The 17890-nt window shown below is 60.3% G+C and carries 13 protein-coding genes and 2 tRNA genes; 5 read left to right on the plus strand and 10 right to left on the minus strand.

Features of this window, described 5'->3' with window-relative positions; all coding sequences use genetic code 11:
- Positions 1-46: 46 nt before the first annotated feature.
- Positions 47-1456 carry a threonine synthase gene (gene thrC / locus L8K08_RS22055; RefSeq protein WP_242199920.1) on the plus strand — a complete coding sequence of 470 codons (1410 nt, stop codon included), beginning with the start codon at positions 47-49 and terminating at the stop codon, positions 1454-1456.
- 270 nt (positions 1457-1726) lie between these two features.
- Positions 1727-2011, plus strand: coding sequence for a DUF3509 domain-containing protein (locus L8K08_RS22060; RefSeq protein ID WP_106578316.1), 285 nt, complete (start codon positions 1727-1729; stop codon positions 2009-2011).
- A 182-nt stretch (positions 2012-2193) separates the two neighbouring features.
- Here the strand turns inward: L8K08_RS22060 and L8K08_RS22065 are convergent, their stop codons facing one another.
- Both L8K08_RS22065 and L8K08_RS22070 read right to left on the minus strand, forming a co-directional pair.
- Positions 2194-3027, minus strand: coding sequence for a TIGR02285 family protein (locus L8K08_RS22065; RefSeq protein ID WP_242200002.1), 834 nt, complete (start codon positions 3025-3027; stop codon positions 2194-2196).
- A 50-nt stretch (positions 3028-3077) separates the two neighbouring features.
- Positions 3078-4277 carry a CaiB/BaiF CoA-transferase family protein gene (locus L8K08_RS22070; protein ID WP_242199921.1) on the minus strand — a complete coding sequence of 400 codons (1200 nt, stop codon included), beginning with the start codon at positions 4275-4277 and terminating at the stop codon, positions 3078-3080.
- Between the two features lie 149 nt (positions 4278-4426).
- Between L8K08_RS22070 and L8K08_RS22075 the strand changes: the two genes are divergently transcribed.
- Both L8K08_RS22075 and recJ read left to right on the plus strand, forming a co-directional pair.
- Positions 4427-4969 (plus strand): YaeQ family protein, encoded by a 543-nt coding sequence (locus L8K08_RS22075; RefSeq protein WP_003193952.1) that lies wholly within the window; start codon positions 4427-4429, stop codon positions 4967-4969.
- Between the two features lie 173 nt (positions 4970-5142).
- A complete protein-coding gene (gene recJ / locus L8K08_RS22080; RefSeq protein WP_145164129.1) occupies positions 5143-6852 on the plus strand; it encodes a single-stranded-DNA-specific exonuclease RecJ in 1710 nt (569 codons plus the stop codon).
- Positions 6853-6929: 77 nt separating this feature from the next.
- On the opposite strand, the gene L8K08_RS22085 is transcribed toward recJ, so the two are convergent.
- The 4 genes from L8K08_RS22085 to L8K08_RS22100 all read right to left on the minus strand — a co-directional run bounded on the left by L8K08_RS22085 (position 6930) and on the right by L8K08_RS22100 (position 11499).
- Complete coding sequence (locus tag L8K08_RS22085) at positions 6930-8216, minus strand: AcvB/VirJ family lysyl-phosphatidylglycerol hydrolase (protein ID WP_106578320.1); 1287 nt, start codon at positions 8214-8216, stop codon at positions 6930-6932.
- The gene (mprF, locus tag L8K08_RS22090) at positions 8216-10858 is read right to left on the minus strand and encodes a bifunctional lysylphosphatidylglycerol flippase/synthetase MprF (protein ID WP_145164127.1); all 2643 of its coding nucleotides are present in this window, start codon (positions 10856-10858) and stop codon (positions 8216-8218) included. Before mprF ends, L8K08_RS22085 begins: the two co-directional genes overlap by 1 nt.
- A gap of 279 nt (positions 10859-11137) precedes the next feature.
- A tRNA-Met gene (locus tag L8K08_RS22095) sits at positions 11138-11214 on the minus strand.
- A 208-nt stretch (positions 11215-11422) separates the two neighbouring features.
- Positions 11423-11499, minus strand: a tRNA-Met gene (locus tag L8K08_RS22100).
- Positions 11500-11779: 280 nt separating this feature from the next.
- Here L8K08_RS22100 and dinB point away from each other — a divergent pair.
- On the plus strand, positions 11780-12838 hold the full coding sequence (gene dinB, locus L8K08_RS22105; RefSeq protein ID WP_242199922.1) for a DNA polymerase IV: 1059 nt from the start codon (positions 11780-11782) through the stop codon (positions 12836-12838).
- A 130-nt stretch (positions 12839-12968) separates the two neighbouring features.
- On the opposite strand, the gene L8K08_RS22110 is transcribed toward dinB, so the two are convergent.
- From L8K08_RS22110 to L8K08_RS22125, 4 genes are all read right to left on the minus strand, one after another.
- Positions 12969-13922, minus strand: a complete 954-nt coding sequence (locus L8K08_RS22110; RefSeq protein ID WP_106578323.1) for a hypothetical protein — start codon at positions 13920-13922, stop codon at positions 12969-12971.
- A 20-nt stretch (positions 13923-13942) separates the two neighbouring features.
- The gene (locus L8K08_RS22115) at positions 13943-15658 is read right to left on the minus strand and encodes a proline--tRNA ligase (RefSeq protein ID WP_106578324.1); all 1716 of its coding nucleotides are present in this window, start codon (positions 15656-15658) and stop codon (positions 13943-13945) included.
- Between the two features lie 201 nt (positions 15659-15859).
- Positions 15860-17392 (minus strand): AmpG family muropeptide MFS transporter, encoded by a 1533-nt coding sequence (locus L8K08_RS22120; protein ID WP_242199923.1) that lies wholly within the window; start codon positions 17390-17392, stop codon positions 15860-15862.
- 43 nt (positions 17393-17435) lie between these two features.
- Positions 17436-17798, minus strand: coding sequence for an MGMT family protein (locus tag L8K08_RS22125; RefSeq protein WP_145165450.1), 363 nt, complete (start codon positions 17796-17798; stop codon positions 17436-17438).
- Positions 17799-17890: the final 92 nt, after the last annotated feature.

A 17890-nucleotide genomic window follows, 5' to 3' on the forward strand; every position in this document is an offset into this window, starting at 1 on the left:
CAGCTTGTCACTTGAAGCTTGAAGCCCAAACCGAAGGTTTGCCCCTATGCGTTACATCAGCACCCGCGGCCAGGCACCGGCCCTGAATTTCGAAGACGTTTTGTTGGCAGGCCTTGCCACGGACGGCGGCCTGTATGTGCCGGAAAACCTGCCACGCTTCACCCAGGAAGAAATCGCTTCGTGGGCCGGCCTGCCGTACCACGAGTTGGCCTTCCGTGTAATGCGCCCGTTTGTCACCGGCAGCATTCCGGATGCGGACTTCAAGAAGATCCTCGAAGAGACCTACGGCGTGTTTTCCCACAGCGCCATCGCGCCATTGCGTCAGCTCAATGGCAACGAATGGGTACTTGAGCTGTTCCACGGCCCGACCCTGGCGTTCAAGGACTTCGCCCTGCAATTGCTCGGTCGCCTGCTCGATTACGTGTTGGAAAAACGCGGCGAGCGCGTGGTGATCATTGGCGCGACCTCCGGTGATACCGGTTCGGCGGCCATTGAAGGTTGCAAGCACTGTGAAAACATCGACATCTTCATCCTGCACCCGCACAAGCGCGTGTCGGAAGTGCAGCGTCGCCAGATGACCACCATTTTTGGTGAGAACATCCACAACATCGCCATCGAAGGCAACTTCGATGACTGCCAGGAAATGGTCAAGAACAGCTTCGCCGACCAGAGCTTCCTCAAGGGCACGCGCCTGGTCGCCGTGAACTCGATCAACTGGGCGCGGATCATGGCTCAGATCGTCTACTACTTCCACGCAGCCCTGCAGTTGGGCGGCCCGGCGCGTTCGGTGTCGTTCTCGGTGCCGACCGGCAACTTCGGCGACATTTTCGCCGGTTACCTGGCGCGCAACATGGGCCTGCCGATCAACCAACTGATCGTCGCCACCAACCGCAACGACATCCTGCACCGCTTCATGAGCGGCAACCAGTACGTCAAGGAAACCCTGCACGCCACGCTGTCGCCGTCGATGGACATCATGGTGTCGTCGAACTTCGAACGCCTGCTGTTCGACATGCACGGTCGCAATGGCGCCGCCCTGGCCGAGCTGATGAGCAGCTTTAAGAGCGGTGGCGGTTTCAGCGTTGACCAAGAGCGCTGGACCGAAACGCGCAAGCTGTTCGACTCCCTGGCGGTGGACGATGCACAGACCTGCGAAACCATCGCTGAGGTCTACGCCCAGACCGGCGAGCTGCTGGACCCGCACACCGCTATCGGTGTGAAGGCTGCGCGCGAATGCCGTCGCAGCCTGGATATTCCGATGGTCATTCTGGGTACGGCTCACCCGGTCAAGTTCCCGGAAGCGGTGGAGAAGGCGGGCGTAGGCAAGGCGCTGGAATTGCCGGAACACTTGGCTGACCTGTTCGAACGCGAAGAGCGTTGCACGGTGCTGGCCAATGACTTGAAGACGGTGCAGGCGTTTGTCAGCCAGCATGGGAACCGTGGCAAGCCGTTGTAAGGCGAGCCGCGTAGACACGAACGCCGCTTTCCCTTCGTTGGGGCAGCGGCGTTTTTTGTTTCGGGAACCTCAAAACGGTCAACCATTGCGTAAGCAGTTATGTGCGGCCGTTTTTTGCCTGTCATGTTGCAAGCGCATGCTGGTTCACGTCACTCCCTGACGGCCCCATAAAGACGATAAAGCGAACTTTCCTACGTCATAACCAGTCACTTAGGATAGATGCAGCTCCCGTTGAAACGATTGTTCCCGAACTATTGAGTGGTGATCGAGATGGAAAGTATCAGCCTATTGCTCGAAGAAGCACTGAGCCCTTATCAGGTGACATTGACCACCGCTGGTGTGCAAGACGAGTGCCTGGTGACCGTGAAGAACCCGGCCGGCGCCATCGTTGTGGAGCGTGAAGTCGACCGCGCGCAATTGACCGATAAACGCGTGCTGGTGGATGTGGTGGATTGCCTGCTGCGCGACCTGAAAATCGCCGAAGGGCGTCTGGAACCGTCCGTCATCGCGGCCTTGCGCAGCGCTGCCCAGACCCGCAATGGCGCCCTTGCATGAAGAATTGTTTAACTAGGGAAACTTCCTACAGCATGGCCGGTCAGATTTTGTAACAGCAAGAGCAAACATTGTGCTCCGGTGTTTGTGGCTTGTTGTACTGGTCTTTGTAGGCCACGTTTAACCCCGAAGTGTCTCCCCACTCTTCGGGGTTTCTTTTTGCCTGCGATTTGCCCTGTGATGCCTCAGGGGGTTGGTGAGTCCTGGAAAAAATCAGGGTTGTCACGCAAGTACTGTTCACGCGTGACCGGGTCCAACCACGACGTGTAGGACTGCTGTAGCTGCGCCTGTGGGATGTCGCGTAATACCTGGTCGATACGTGCCATGGCCTGGCGGCCTTGAGGCGTGTCCGAGCAACCGATATGCGTACGCTGATAAGGCGCTGAGCCCTTGATGGGATAAAACACCAGGTCTCGTGCGGCGATGCCCTGTTGCGTGGCGTGATAGCGGATTTCCGGCCAGTAGCCCAGCACCGCCTCCAGCCGCCCAAGACGTTGCATTTGCAGCAGGCTGCCAAGGGCGTCATTGCCGTAATGCAGCGCCAGAATGTGCGGATCGGCGCCTTTTAGCTGTTCATCGATGACGGGGCCGTAACTGCGTTCGGCCGTGGCGCCGATGCGTGCTTTGTGGGCGTCGAGGAAGGCTTGCAGGTCAAATTGTTCATTGACGATAAAGGGCGCCATTGCCGCCTGCTGGCTTCGTCGAATGGCTACGCCGTTGCTCGCCACCGCAAACGCCTGGGCGGAAAACACAATGTACTTCGCGCGTTCCGGCGTCCACAGCAGTAACGGATCGCAGGTCAGGGAGTCAGCGCGCAGCATCTGGATGCCGCGGGCGCGATTGACGTGCATCACGGTGTGCCGGTATTGCGGCAGGCGCTCGCTGAGCACTGGCAGCAATTGATCCAATGCCCCTTGGCCTTTCTGTGGGCCCTCGAAGATGATCAGCGGCGGCAGGTCGCGCAGCAACCAGATTATCGTGTCCTCGGCACGCGCGGCGAGCGGCCATACGCCGAACATCGCGCCGACAAAGCACAGGGGAATGGACCAGCGTTTACACGGGCCGGCCATCAGATCGCGCCGCCCTCGCGCAAGCGGGTGATGGCCGCCGTGTCGTAGCCCAATTGGTTAAGCACCTCGCTGTTGTGCTCGCCCAACTGCGGCCCGACCCATTCACAACTGCCGGGCGTGTCCGACAGCTTGGGCACGATCCCCGGCATTTTGAAGTCCTTGCCGCCCGGCAACTGCGCCTTGAGGAACATTTCCCGCGCCAGAAACTGCGGGTCGCCAAGCATGTCTTCGGCGCTGTAGATGCGGCTGGCGGGCACCTCGGCCTGGTTGAGTTGCTCGATTACTTGATCCAGAGGCAGCGAATTGACCCAGCGGTCGATCACGCCATACAGCTCGTCACGGCGGCTGTCGCGTCCATCATTGCTCGCCAAGGTCGGATCGTTGGCCAGGTCTTCACGCCCAATCGCCGACATGAAGCGCTTGAAGATCGCATCGCCATTGGCCCCAATCTGCACATGCTTGCCATCGGCGCTGGTATGGATCGAAGACGGCGTGATGCCGGGCATGATGTTGCCGGTGCGTTCGCGGATAAACCCGAACACATCAAACTCCGGGATCATGCTCTCCATCATCGCGAAGATAGCTTCATACAGCGCCACGTCCACCACCTGGCCAAGCCCGCCGTTGACTTCGCGATGACGCAGCGCCATCAGCGCACCAATCACTGCCCACAAGGCGGCTATCGAATCGCCGATGGAAATCCCGGTGCGTACCGGTGGGCGATCTTCGAAACCGGTGATATAGCGCAAACCGCCCATGGATTCGCCCACTGCGCCGAACCCTGGCTGGTCCTTCATTGGCCCGGTCTGGCCAAAACCTGAAAGCCGTACCATCACCAGCTTCGGGTTCAGGGCATGCAGGGTTTCCCAGCTCAAACCGAGTTTTTCCAGTACCCCGGGGCGAAAGTTTTCGATCAGGATGTCGGCGTCTGCCAGCAACTGTTTGAGAATCGCCAGGCCATCCGGGTGCTTGAGGTTCAACGTCAGCGACTTCTTGTTGCGCGCCTGCACAAACCACCACAGCGATGTGCCCTCATACAGCTTGCGCCATTTACGCAGCGGGTCGCCGCCATCAGGGGATTCGACCTTGATCACCTCGGCCCCGAATTCGGCACAGATACGTGACGCAAAGGGTCCGGCGATCAGGGTGCCCAGTTCGATGACTTTCAGGCCGGCAAGCGGTTTGGCATTAAACGACATGAGGATCCTTAGCAAGCGTGGGGCGGTGGTGTGATGCCTTTTAACATAGGCGAGCGGCCCAGGGATAAGGATGATGCAACGCCGTATTCGTTGATTGACCTCGCCATCGGTTAGACTGGCTGCCTTTCCCTGTCTCTAGAAGCCCGTTCATGGCCCAGCCGTCCACGACCTACAAATTCGAACTCAACCTCACCGACCTTGATCGCTCGGTGTATGAGAGCGTCAAACAGACCATCGCCCGCCATCCATCGGAAACCGAAGAGCGCATGACCGTGCGCCTGCTGGCCTACGCCCTCTGGTACAACGAGCAACTGGCGTTCGGTCGTGGCCTGTCAGATGTAGACGAACCAGCCCTGTGGGAAAAAAGCCTGGATGATCGGGTTCTGCACTGGATCGAAGTCGGCCAGCCTGACGCCGACCGCCTGACCTGGTGTTCACGCCGTACCGAGCGCACCAGTTTGCTGGCCTATGGCAGCTTGCGCGTGTGGGAAGGCAAAGTGGTGCCGGTGGCCAACAACCTGAAGAACGTGCACATCGCTGCCGTGCCGCAGGAAGTCCTCGAGACCCTGGCCAAGGACATGCCGCGCGTGATCAAGTGGGACGTGATGATCAGTGAAGGCACGATTTTTGTGACCGACGATCGCGGTCAGCACGAAGTGCAACTGCAATGGCTGGTTGGCGAGCGCGGTTGAAATTGTGGGAGCTGGCTTGCCTGCGATGCAGACACCTCGGTCTTTCAGCTATACCGAGGTGATGCATTCGCGAGCAAGCCCGCTCCCACAGAAGCCGGTTCCTACAGTTGACCCATGTTGCTTTCAGCATTGTTGTTTAACCGTTGTACTAGAAGAGAAGCTTCCGTCGCCCCATGCGTATCGATCCTCGCCCGTTGCCCGCTGTCCTGCCGTTTCTCGGTGAATTGCCACCGCTGTTGACCCGTCTTTACGCCGCACGCGGGGTGCAGTCCGAAGCTGAGCTGGACAAGAGCCTGGCGCGGTTGATTCCCTACCAGCAGCTCAAGGGCATCGACGCGGCGGTGGACCTGCTGGTGACGGCCTTGGAGCAGCGCCAGCGCATCCTCATCGTCGGTGACTTCGACGCCGATGGCGCCACTGCCAGCACGGTGGGCACCCTGGGCCTGCGTTTGCTCGGTGCGGCCCATGTCGACTACCTGGTGCCCAACCGCTTCGAGTACGGCTATGGCCTGACTCCGGAAATCGTTGCGGTGGCGCTGCAGCGCGAGCCGCAGTTGCTGATCACCGTGGACAACGGCATTTCCAGTGTCGAAGGCGTCGCGGCGGCCAAGGCGGCGGGGTTGAAGGTGTTGGTCACCGACCACCACTTGCCGGGTGATGAGCTGCCGGCGGCAGATGCCATCGTCAATCCGAACCAGCCCGGTTGTGAATTTCCCAGCAAGGCGCTGGCTGGCGTAGGCGTGATCTTTTATGTGCTGATGGCCCTGCGCGCGCGACTGCGCAGCCTGGGCTGGTACGCCAACACGCCTCAGCCGAACATCGGCGAGTTGCTCGATCTGGTGGCCCTGGGCAGTGTCGCCGACGTGGTGCCGCTGGACGCCAACAACCGCATCCTGGTGCATCAGGGCCTGGAGCGCATTCGCGCCGGTCGTGCGCGGCCGGGCATCAAGGCGATTCTTGAAGTCGCCAAGCGCGACCACGCGCGCATCACCTCCACCGACCTTGGTTTTATCCTCGGGCCGCGCTTGAACGCCGCCGGGCGCCTGGACGATATGAGCCTGGGCATCGAATGCCTGCTCACCACCGACTTCGCCGCCGCGCGGGAAATGGCGGCGCAGCTGGACGGTATGAACCAGGACCGCAAATCCATCGAACAGGGCATGCAGCGCGAAGCGCTCGCCCAGCTCAAGGACTTGCCCGTGGAGTCGATGCCTTACGGTTTGTGCCTGTTCGACCCGGAATGGCACCAAGGCGTGATCGGTATTCTGGCGTCGCGAATGAAGGAGCGGTACTTCCGCCCGACCATCGCCTTCGCCGATGCCGGTGACGGCCTGCTCAAGGGCTCAGGGCGCTCTGTGCAGGGTTTTCACATCCGTGATGCGCTGGCGGTCGTCGCCAGCCAGCATCCCAACCTGATCACCAAATACGGCGGTCACGCGATGGCGGCCGGTCTGACCTTGCCCGAGGCGAATTTCCCCCTGTTTGCCGAAGCCTTTGACGCTGAAGTCCGTCGGCAACTGCGGGAAGAAGACCTGACGGGCCGGCTGCTGTCGGACGGCACCCTGGCGGTGGAAGAGTTTCACCTGGAACTGGCGCGCGCATTGCGGCATGCCGGGCCGTGGGGGCAGCACTTTCCCGAGCCGTTGTTTCACGGTGTGTTTCAGTTGGTCGAGCAGCGCGTGGTCGGTGAGCGACACCTCAAAGTGGTGCTCAAGAGCGAATGCGGGTCGGTGAAGCTGGACGGCATTGCATTTGGTGTGGACCGTGAGGTCTGGCCTAATCCGACAGTGCGTTGGGTCGAGTTGGCCTACAAGCTGGACGTGAACGAGTTTCGTGGAAATGAAACCGTGCAGTTGATGATTGCGCATATCGAACCGCGCTGAATCTAAACAACACTGCAAAAACAAATGTGGGAGGGGGCAAGCCCCCTCCCACATTTTAAGCCATGTAATACCTGGAATTACTCGGCTTTGTCCTTGGCCTGATGCTTGACGATGATATCCACCAGGCGCTGTGCCAGCGCTGGGTAGTTCTCGTCAAAGTGATGCCCGCCTGGCAGCTTCACGGCTTCGCCAACAGCGGTCTTGTCGGTGCAGCCACTCTCGTCGACTTCTTCGGCGCCGTAGATGCACACCACTTTGTCAGCCGGCAGCTTGGCCATTTCCGGGCCCGTCGCGGCTTCTTTGCCGGCGTTGCCCAACCAACCTTCCACTTCGATCTCAAAGCTGCCGGTACGTGCGAACGCCAGCAGGATGATTGCGTCGACGCGTTGCTGTTCGTTTTCCGGCATGCGGTTGTAGATCGCCGGGAGTACGTCGGCGCCGAATGAATAACCGGTCAGCACGAAGCGCTTGGTGCCCCATTTCTGCCGGTAGTGCTGCATCAATTCGGTGAGGTCCTTGGCGCTTTGTTCAGGCGTTTTGTGCTGCCAGTAGTAGCGCAAGGTGTCGATGCCCACGACCGGGTAACCGATCTTGGCCATTTCACCGGCGACGTCACGGTCCAGGTCACGCCAGCCGCCATCACCGGAGAGGAACAGGGTAACGGTGTCCTTGGCTTGGCCGGCCGGTACTTCCACCACGGGAATCGCCAGGCCGCCGTTGTCCGAACCCACCAGTTGCTTGCGCAGTTCGTTGTTCAGCACTTGCGGGTAGTGGATGTCGTAGTCGCTGATGCTGGTCGTCGCGCGCGGGGTGTCGCGTACGAAACTGGCACTTTCGTCGTCAGGGTTGTCGTTCCACGCCACCAGCCAATTGCCATGGGCAGAGGTCTTCGGCAGCGGGTCCTTACAGCCTTCCTGCACCAGGGCGAAGCCGACGGAGATGGCATTGGCCTTGTCATCGTTCTGTGTGGCCAGCCAGCGCCAGGCGAGTGCCGCGCCAGGGCCGATGCCGCTGACCAGCGTCGCCGGGCCTTTGAGCTGGGCCAGGGCGCTTTGCAGCGCTTGTTCCTGCAGCTTGCAGTCATCCTTTGGCAGGATCACTTGAACGATTTGCGCGGAGCCGCCCTGGCTCAGGGCAATCAGTTGGCTATCGGTCAGGGTCTCATCGGCCATCACGGCCACGGCCACACGGGCTTTTGCCGAACCGTTAGGCGTCACGCGGGTCATCACCGAACCGTCGGCCTGGGGCAGTTGTTCCAGGGTCGGTTGCGGGGCAGGACGGTTCCAGTACCAGAAGCCACCCGCCGCGATCAGCGCGAGCAGCACTACAAAGGCCAATACATACCGCCAGGAGCGTCGAATCATCAGCGTTTCACCAATCCAGTCAAGCCGCCCGCAATCAGGGCGGCGGTATCGGCCAGTGCCACCAGCGGATCAAGTCCTGCGGGCACGGCCATATAACGGGGTTCCCAGTCAGGCTGGAACTTGTCTTTAAAGCGGCGCAAACCTTGGAAGTTATACAGTTGCTCGCCACGTCGGAACACCATCGAGCCCAGGCGTTGGGTCAGCGGTGCGCCACGGCGTGGTTGCAGGCCCGACAACGGCACCATGCCGAGGCTGAAGCGGGCGTAGTCATGGTTCTTATAATGTTGAATCAGGCCAACCATCATGAATTCCATGGTCAGCTTCGGCGCGTCCGGGTGCGCACGCATCAGGTCGAGACTGGCCAGGTCATGGTTGTAAGTCTCGAGCAGGTTGGCGAAGGCCACCGGGCGCCCTTCGAAGCGAATGATCGCAATACGAAAGTGCTTGAGGTAGTCGTCGCTGAAACGGCCCAGGGAAAAGCCTTTTTCCCGCACGTTCTTGCCGGTCAGCCAGGCATCGGAGATGACCTTGAGTTCTTCCATCGGCGCCTGGCCCGGTTCGAAGATCTCCAGAGACAGGCCGTCCCGGGTGCCACGGTTCCAGGTATAGCGCAGGTCCTTCATCTCTTTGCCCTTGGCTTCCAGGTCAAAGCGTTTCAGGTCGACGCGGGCTTCTTCGCCCAGCTTGATCGCGGTCAGGCCGATGTCCATGTAGTACGGCAGGTTCTCGGCGCGCACCTGATAAAACACCGGGCGCGCGTGATGGATATCGCACAGGTCACGGAACTGCCAGATCATCTCGGCGCGCGGCTGGGTCGGGCCGATCGGGTCATACAAGGCCACCAGGCTGCGCCCGCGGCGGGCGTACATCAGGAAGGCTTCATCGTTGGGGTGGAACAGCAGCGCCTTGTCGCCGGTCAGCGCCAGGCCTCCGTCGGGCTGTGAGGAGGCCATCAGGATCTTGGTGGCGCGTTCCAGTTCGTCCGGGGTTGGCAGATGAATCACCGGGCGTGCGGTGCGCAGCAGCCAGGTCAGCGAGACGATCACCAACAGCACCGCTGCACCCAACAGCGAGCGCAGGCCGCGTGGGGCGTTGGCGTCCAGGGTGAACTGCCACCACAGCTGGTGGCTGTACGGCACGTCTTGATAGGCAAATAGCAGCAGCCAGATCGAGGCGCCCAACACACAGACGCTGGCCACCAGGTACAGCGGCGAGAACGGCAGTTCGGTCAGGCGGCTGGCGCGGTAGAACGAGCGCCGGAAGATCGCCAGCAGCACGGCGGTCATGATCATCAGGCTGGCTTCTTCCCAATCGAAGCCTTTAAGCAGTGAGAGCAGGGCGCCGGTGAGCAGCAACACCATGGTCAGCATCCAGGCGGCCGACAAACGCCGACGCAAGCCCTGGGCGAGCAACAGGCACAGCACGCCGATCAAGCTGGCACCGAAGTGCGAGGCGTCAATCAGGCGGTGGGGAATCAGGAAGCCGATGTTTTCCAGGCGTGAGTCGATTTCCGGCGTTGCGCCGGAAAACAGCAGGACCACGCCGGACAAAAAAACCAGTACGGCCAACACCGGCGCGGCCAGGCCGGAGGCAACCCGCAGGCTTTGCTGCGTCTGGAACAGGCGCTGGGCCTCGTTGACCAGCAGGAACACGCAGGCGATCAGCAGCGGCAGCACCACATAAATCATGCGGTATAGCAGCAGGGCCGCAGCCAATGGCGCGGCGCCAAGCTTGTCGGCGAATGCCGCGAGCAGAATCGCTTCGAACACGCCAACACCGCCTGGCACATGGCTGAGTACACCGGCGGCCAGGGCCAGCAGGTACACCAGCAGGAAGGGGCCGAACGGCGGCGCTTCCGGCAGCAGCATATAAAGGACGGTGGCGGCAGCGGCTACGTCCAGCGCGGTGATGATCAGTTGCAGGAACGTCAGGCGCCGGCCCGGCAGGCGCAGGGTACGACGTCCCGCCTTGACCAGCAGGTTGTCTGGATAAGGTTGCTCTGGCAGGCGACGGCGATAAATGCCGATGCACAGCGCGGCGGACAGCAGCAGCACTGCACCGGCAATACCACCGAGCACGCCTTGCGACAGGTGCAGGTAGGTCGATGCCGCCGGCAGGTTACTCAGTGTGGCCAGTGCTGCCAGTGGCGGCAGCGCCGTACCAAGGGCCAGGCTGGCGAACACGGTCATGTGCGCCACTTCCGAAGCCCCGATACCGTGGCGTGCATATAAACGGTAACGCACAGACCCGCCGGAGAGCATCGACAAGCCAATGGCGTTGCCGATGGCAAAGGCAGTGAAGCCACCCAGCGCCAGGGTCTTGGCCGGCAGTTTTACCCCGGCATAGCGTGCGCCGGAGAATTCATAACCCAGCAGAATGATGAAACCGGCGATGGCCGCCGCGAACGCACCCAGCAGGGCGGGTCTGGGCACTTCCAGGATCGAGTCGTGGAGCGCATACAGATCCAGTTCCAGCAGTAAGTGTCGGCAGGCGATCAGGGCGATTGCGAACAGCAACAGGGTAACGGCCAGCCCGATCGGCTGACGGTATTTGCTCAACAGATCCAGCCAACGCAAGCGGGTGGGTGTGATCGGTTGTGTCGCTGTGACGGTGTCTTGTGGTTCAGACGAGTTGGCGCGCATCAATCACCTCGTGGATTGTGCGCGACAGGATGGAGGTATCCAGCCAAGTTACCAATCCCTATGGACAAAATAATTACAAATATTAACGCGTATCGCCGGGTGCGGCGACTGCGGCCATTGGTCGTAGAGGGTAATGCTTGAGCATTCAGCATAGCTTGCAATGAGATGGACTCTACAAACCGTGTACGGTTTCATGAAAGATGCCATGCCATTGTTTCAGAAGAACTTTTTCGCAAGATACAAAAAAGGCCACTCTTTCGAGTAGCCTTTTTTGATGTTTGGTTGCGGGAGCCGGATTTGAACCGACGACCTTCGGGTTATGAGCCCGACGAGCTACCAGACTGCTCCATCCCGCGTCTGTGGGCGGCATTCTACAGCCCAACGCCGAGGTGTCAACCGTTAATGGGTCGATGGGTCAAATTAGTGTGAATTAGCGTCTTTCACCCCGACCATGTGCGGTAAGTGCGCGACGGACAAAGATTTTTCTGTCTTACAATTTGCGTACACATGCAAAACAAGCGCGCACAAAAAAGGCCACTCTTTCGAGTAGCCTTTTTTGATGTTTGGTTGCGGGAGCCGGATTTGAACCGACGACCTTCGGGTTATGAGCCCGACGAGCTACCAGACTGCTCCATCCCGCGTCTGTGTGTCGGCATTCTACAGAGGAACGCGAGTGTGTCAACCTGTGAATCGAAGAAAAGCGCTTGTGGTTCAATCGGTTAGCTCTCCAAGGCAAGCCTTGGAAGGTCGCGAGGCCAGTGTGGCCGAGGGTTTCAGCTCTATTGGCAGGCGAATTTCGATTGAGAAAATAAATTCATCAGTGAAATTTCCTACCGCTCAAGCGGAAGATTCAAACTACTGGTGCTATATACAGGGGTGAATGCGATACTGGCCGCCCGTTGGATTACACCCTCTGTTTATATGACGCAGCGCAAAATCATCCACGTCGACTGTGATTGCTTCTACGCCGCCATCGAGATGCGCGACGATCCGAGCCTGGCACAAAAGCCCCTCGCGGTCGGCGGCTCGGCCGACAGAAGAGGGGTGATCGCCACCTGTAACTATGAGGCGCGGGCTTACGGGGTGCGTTCGGCCATGTCATCGCGCCACGCCTTGAAGCTGTGCCCGGACCTGACCATCGTCAAGCCGCGCATGGACGCCTATAAGGAAGCGTCGAAAGAAATCCAGACGATCTTTCGCGATTACACCGACCTGATCGAGCCACTGTCGCTGGACGAAGCCTACCTGGACGTCTCTGACAGCCCGCACTTTGGCGGCAGTGCCACGCGCATCGCTCAAGACATTCGCCGCCGGGTCTCCAACCAGCTGCACATCACGGTCTCCGCGGGCGTTGCGCCGAACAAGTTTCTGGCCAAGATCGCCAGCGACTGGAAAAAACCCAACGGCCTGTTTGTGATCACCCCGGATCAGGTCGAAGACTTCGTCTCCCAGTTGCCGGTGAACAAGTTGCACGGCGTTGGCAAGGTGACCGCCGATAAGCTGGCGCGCCTGGGGATTGCAGACTGCCTGCAATTGCGTGAGTGGAACAAGCTGGCGCTGGTGCGTGAATTCGGCAGTTTTGGCGAGCGGCTCTGGAGCCTGGCTCGTGGGATTGATGACCGCGTGGTGCAGAACGACAGCCGTCGGCAATCCATCAGTGTGGAAAATACCTACGACGTGGACTTGCCGGATCTCTCAAGTTGCCTGGCGAAACTGCCCGAGCTGATGGAAACCCTGGCCGGGCGCATGGCGCGCATCGACAGCAGCTATCGCGCGGGCAAGCCGTTCGTCAAAGTGAAGTTTCACGACTTCACCCAAACCACCCTGGAGCAAGCTGGGGCAGGGCGGGATCTGGAGAGTTATCAACAGCTGTTGACCCAGGCGTTCAATCGCGGCGGCAAGCCGGTGCGGTTGCTGGGGATTGGGGTGCGGTTGCTGGATCTGAGCAGCGGTAACGAACAGCTGCAGTTTCCCTGGTAAAAACCGGGAGCCAAATGTGGGGGCGGGCTTGCTCGCGAAGGCGCCGTGTCAGTCGATACATTCATCACTGATACATCGCTTTCGCGAGCAAGCCCGCTCCCATATTTAGATCTTTACCTGCCCTGAGGTCCTAGCGTGCCCCAGGGTCCGCCACCAACCGCCCCGCATCCTTGGTCAGCGCCTGCACAAACTCCTGCTGCAACTCGGGATCATTGCGGGTCAGTTCGATCAGGCTCTGTTCCAGCTCACTGGCTTCTTCCTCAAGGCCCAACTCCGACAGGCGCTTGACCCGGTGCACCCACTGGTTGACTTCGTCGTCTTCCAGGTCGTCGTAGATCAGGCCATGGGCTTCCAGCAACTTGCCGCGCAGGGTGTTGCTGATCGCCAGGGTGGAGTCTGAGTGCACGTCGTCCTGGCCATCTTCCACGCTGATCTTCAAGGTCGTGACGCGGTTCAGGTCCTGCTCGGCAAACGGGCTGTCCAACAGGTTCAGGCGCAGCACGCCGTCGCGGTCGGTGGTCAGCTCATGGGTCTGCTTGCCGGCGGTGACCTGTACCGGGCGCTCGCTCCAGGGCAGGCTCGAATACTCCGTGCGCTTGTCACGCTGGACTTCATCGATCCCTGCCAGGTTCTGTTGCGCACGGCCGTGGGATTGCACGTTCATGAACGGGTTGATGCCGTCCACGCCGTAGCTCAGCCAGTCACGCGTCATGCTGGTCGGCAGGTTGCCGAGGGCGAAGATGTTCGCCACGTTGGCCCCCGCGCCAGCCACCAGGGCGACCGCGCCCAAGGGCATCTCGTAGAGTTTGCGCCAGGGTTGGTAGGGGGTGTAGCGATCGTAACGGCGGGTGACTTCGAATTCAGTGACCTCAAAGGTCTTCTGCTCGTGAATGCGAACCCGGCGTTGCGGCAGTTCCAGCACTTTGGGTTCACCTACATCGATCTGCAGGCTGTGGTCGAGCAATTTGCGCTCGACCCGCTCCTCGTGCTCACTGCGTTGCGACATCTGGTTGGCGCAGCCGCTGACCAGCAGGGCGCCGCACAAGGCGGCGCCCCCCAGGGCTCTGGTGTTTCGCTTGAACATGACTTCTCTTGATCTGGTTTTCAGCGACGAATACGCGCCTGAAGGAAAGACAGCACGTCAGCCACCGGCAACGGTTGGGCTTCGGCTTCGGTCCGGCTCTTGTATTCCAGATTGCCATCGGCCAGGCCGCGGTCACTGACCACGATCCGGTGCGGGATGCCAATCAGTTCCATGTCAGCAAACTTGATGCCCGGGCTGGTTTTCTTGTCCCGGTCATCCAGCAGCACTTCAAAGCCGGCAGCCGTCAGTTCGGCATACAGTTTGTCGGTGGCTTCGCGTACTTGCTCGGTTTCGTAGCGCAGCGGTACCAGGGCCACCTGGAATGGGGCCAGGGCGTCACTCCAGATGATGCCTTTCTCGTCGTTGTTCTGTTCGATGGCAGCTGCCACCACACGGGAAACACCAATGCCGTAGCAGCCCATGTCGAGGGTGATCGGCTTGCCGTTCTCGCCCAGCACTTCGCACTTCATCGCCTTGCTGTACTTGTTGCCCAGCTGGAAGATGTGCCCGACTTCGATGCCGCGTTTGATTTCCAGGGTGCCCTTGCCATCCGGGCTTGGGTCGCCGGCGACAACGTTACGCAGGTCGGCCACGGTTGGAACTGGCAGGTCACGCTCCCAGTTCACGCCGAAGTAGTGCTTGTCGTCGATGTTGGCGCCAATGCCGAAGTCGCTCATCAGTTCGACCGAACGGTCGATGATGATCGGCAGCGGCAGGTTCAGCGGGCCGAGCGAACCGGCACCGGCGCCAATCGCGTCGCGCAGTTCGGCATCGGTGGCCATGACCAGCGGGCTGGCCACGCCAGGTTGCTGGGCAGCCTTGATTTCGTTGAGCTCGTGGTCGCCACGGATGACCAGGGCGATCAGCTTGCCTTCTTCTTCGGCGCGCACGATCAGGGTCTTGATGGTCTTTTCAATCGGCAGATTGAATTTTTCCACCAGCGCCGCGATGGTCTTGGTCTCTGGGGTGTCCACCAGGCGCAGCTCTTCGCTTGGCGCCGGGCGGGACGTTTCCCGTGGCACGGCTTCGGCTTTCTCGATGTTCGCCGCGTAGTCGGAACCGTTGCTGAAGACGATATCGTCTTCGCCGGACTCGGCCAGTACGTGGAACTCGTGGGAGCCGGCGCCGCCGATGGAGCCGTTGTCCGCTTCAACCGGGCGGAATTTCAGGCCCAGGCGCGTGAACACGTTGCAGTAGGCCTGGTGCATGCGGTCGTAGGTGACCTGCAAGGAGGCCTGGTCGGCGTGGAAGGAGTAGGCGTCCTTCATGATGAATTCACGGCCGCGCATCAAACCGAAGCGTGGGCGGATTTCATCACGGAATTTGGTCTGGATCTGATACAGGTTCAGCGGCAGCTGCTTGTAGCTGCTCAGCTCGTTGCGCATCAGGTCGGTGATCACTTCTTCATGGGTCGGGCCGGCGCAGAAATCGCGGCCATGACGGTCCTTGAAGCGCAGCAATTCAGGGCCGTACTCTTCCCAGCGCCCGGATTCCTGCCACAACTCAGCCGGTTGCGTGCTCGGCATCAACACTTCCAGAGAGCCGGCGGCGTTCATTTCTTCGCGAACGATGGCTTCGACCTTGCGCATCACCTTCAAGCCCATGGGCAGCCAGGTGTACAGGCCCGAGGCCAGTTTGCGGATCATGCCGGCGCGCAGCATCAGCTGGTGGCTGATCACAACCGCGTCGGAAGGCGTTTCTTTCTGTGTGGCGAGCAAATATTGACTGGTACGCATGGTAGGCCGTTGTCGGTTGCTTGGACTTGAAATGACTTGGGATTGTACGGGCGGTTGCTGCCGGAGTACAGGCATGAGGTCGCGGGGTGTTTCTGTGGCGACCGGGCTTGTGTAGAGCTGGCTTGCCTGCGATGCGGTGTATCAGTTACATCGCGCTGATGCTATCGCAGGCAAGCCAGCTCCCACATTGACCGAGGTGAGTCATTCTTCGGTGGGCGGGCTCAACCGAATCCGTCGATTTTCCTGAAACCAGTGCAGGGCAATCAGGAACAGCGTCGGTACGCCCAGCAGGCAGGTGATCAGGAAGAAGTTGTGATAGCCGAACTTCTCCACCATCACCCCTGAATAACCGCCAATCAGGCGCGGCAGCAACAGCATGATCGAGCTGAGCAGCGCATATTGGGTGGCCGAGAACTTGAGGTTGGTCAGGCTCGACAGGTAGGCGACAAACGCCGACGTGGCAAGGCCGGAACTGAAGTTGTCCAGCGAGATGGTGAAGATCAGCATCTGCAGGTCGGGGCCCATGTCCGCGAGCATCACGAACAACAGGTTGGTGCCGGCCGAGGCCACGCCGCCGATAAACAGGATCGGCAGGATCCCGAAGCGCACGATCAGCAAGCCGCCCATGCCGGCGCCGAGCAGGGTCATGATCAGGCCGAAAATCTTGCTCACTCCGGCAATCTGGTCCTTGGTGAAGCCCTGGTCGATGTAGAACACGTTGGCCATCACGCCCATCACCGTGTCGGACATGCGATAGGTGGCGATCAGCCCGAGCAGCAGCAAGGCTTGCCAGCGGTAGCGCAGGATAAAGTCGTTGACCGGCGTCAGCACCGGCGCCAGGCCGCGTCGGCCCATGGTCGACAGGCACAGCGTGGTCAGGATGATATAGAGGATGGCGCGCAGGAAGGCGCGGTCTTCCATTAACAGCTCCCACAGGCTGACGCCGTGGAACAGGACGCTGGCAAAATCGGTGTTGTAGAGCTGGGTGAACATCGCCGGGACGGACACCAGCAACACGATCAGTACAAACACCGAGACCAGCTGATGCACGAAGCTGTAGCGGCCAGCCTGCAACTGCGTGCGCAGTGGCACATTGGGCTCGCGCATGAACAGAGTGGTCAGCAGCGCCGGAATCATCAGCAGGCCGAACAGCACGTAAGTGCCGGTCCATGCCGAGTGCTTATAGTTGAAACCGGTCGAGCCGAAGCCTTCGGCAAAGAACAGTGCACCGGCGGTGGCCAGCAGGGCGGCGATGCGATAACCGGACATATAACTGGCGGCGAGGGCAGCCTGGCGGCTGTCGTCGGCGATTTCCAGGCGATAGGCGTCTACCGCGATGTCTTGGGTGGCCGAGGCGAAGGCGACGATCACAGCAATCGCAATCAGCCAGGACAGGTGTTTTTGCGGGTCGCAAAAACCCATGCCGATCAACCCGAGGATCACCAGCGTCTGGGCCAGCACCAGCCAGGAGCGACGTCGTCCGAGTTTACCGAGCAGCGGCAAACGCCATTGGTCGAGCAGCGGTGACCAGACCCATTTGAAGGCATAGGCCAAGCCGATCAGGCTCGCATAACCGATGGTCTCGCGGGCCACACCGGCCTCGCGCAACCACACTGAAAGCGTCGAGAACACCAACATGTAAGGCAAGCCGGCGGCGAAACCGAGCAACAACAGCACTAACGTCGAGGGGCTGGCATAGGCGGCGAGCGCGGCGCGCCAGGTTTTACGGGGCATGGGCTGGAGTCTGCCTCAGATTTGCGGAAACAAAGCGCGCACTCTAACCGCTGTGCTCTACCGGGCGCCAGCCATGACGCTGAATATCAACGCGATTGTTCAGGATACTGACACCTTCGCTGCGTAAACGCGCACGTTGCTCGTCACCTGAGGCACTGCCCACTGGCAGACTTATCCGACCACCGGCACCCAGCACTCGGTGCCAGGGCAACCGGGTGTCCTCGGGCAACTGGCTCAGCGTGCGCCCGACCCAGCGGGCCGCGCGGCCCAGCCCGGCCAGATGCGCCAGTTCGCCGTAACTCACCACGCAGCCTTCGGGCACTTGCGCCAAGGTCAGGTACAACGCCGTACGGCGCATTTCTGCCGGGCTTTGCGCAATATCGGCGGGTTGATTCACTGTGGGCATCGTGAGGGTCTTTGTAAGAAACGTCTGTAATGATGGTGTTGAGAATTGAACTCAATATAAATACTTGAGTCAGTCGTAGCTATCTAACACGA

Origin of the sequence: Pseudomonas sp. TREG-RG-20F-10-E-6-01, assembly GCF_022662455.1 — a bacterium.
Taxonomy (GTDB): Bacteria; Pseudomonadota; Gammaproteobacteria; order Pseudomonadales; family Pseudomonadaceae; genus Aquipseudomonas.

Bases quoted from the DNA above. Each gene is read 5' to 3' on its own strand.
- thrC (WP_242199920.1), top strand. From the start codon at position 47: ATGCGTTACATCAGCACCCGCGGCCAGGCACCGGCCCTGAATTTCGAA.
- L8K08_RS22060 (WP_106578316.1), top strand. From the start codon at position 1,727: ATGGAAAGTATCAGCCTATTGCTCGAAGAAGCACTGAGCCCTTATCAG.
- L8K08_RS22065 (WP_242200002.1), bottom strand. From the start codon at position 3,027: ATGTTCGGCGTATGGCCGCTCGCCGCGCGTGCCGAGGACACGATAATC.
- L8K08_RS22070 (WP_242199921.1), bottom strand. From the start codon at position 4,277: ATGTCGTTTAATGCCAAACCGCTTGCCGGCCTGAAAGTCATCGAACTG.
- L8K08_RS22075 (WP_003193952.1), top strand. From the start codon at position 4,427: ATGGCCCAGCCGTCCACGACCTACAAATTCGAACTCAACCTCACCGAC.
- recJ (WP_145164129.1), top strand. From the start codon at position 5,143: ATGCGTATCGATCCTCGCCCGTTGCCCGCTGTCCTGCCGTTTCTCGGT.
- L8K08_RS22085 (WP_106578320.1), bottom strand. From the start codon at position 8,216: ATGATTCGACGCTCCTGGCGGTATGTATTGGCCTTTGTAGTGCTGCTC.
- mprF (WP_145164127.1), bottom strand. From the start codon at position 10,858: ATGCGCGCCAACTCGTCTGAACCACAAGACACCGTCACAGCGACACAA.
- dinB (WP_242199922.1), top strand. From the start codon at position 11,780: ATGACGCAGCGCAAAATCATCCACGTCGACTGTGATTGCTTCTACGCC.
- L8K08_RS22110 (WP_106578323.1), bottom strand. From the start codon at position 13,922: ATGTTCAAGCGAAACACCAGAGCCCTGGGGGGCGCCGCCTTGTGCGGC.
- L8K08_RS22115 (WP_106578324.1), bottom strand. From the start codon at position 15,658: ATGCGTACCAGTCAATATTTGCTCGCCACACAGAAAGAAACGCCTTCC.
- L8K08_RS22120 (WP_242199923.1), bottom strand. From the start codon at position 17,392: ATGCCCCGTAAAACCTGGCGCGCCGCGCTCGCCGCCTATGCCAGCCCC.
- L8K08_RS22125 (WP_145165450.1), bottom strand. From the start codon at position 17,798: ATGCCCACAGTGAATCAACCCGCCGATATTGCGCAAAGCCCGGCAGAA.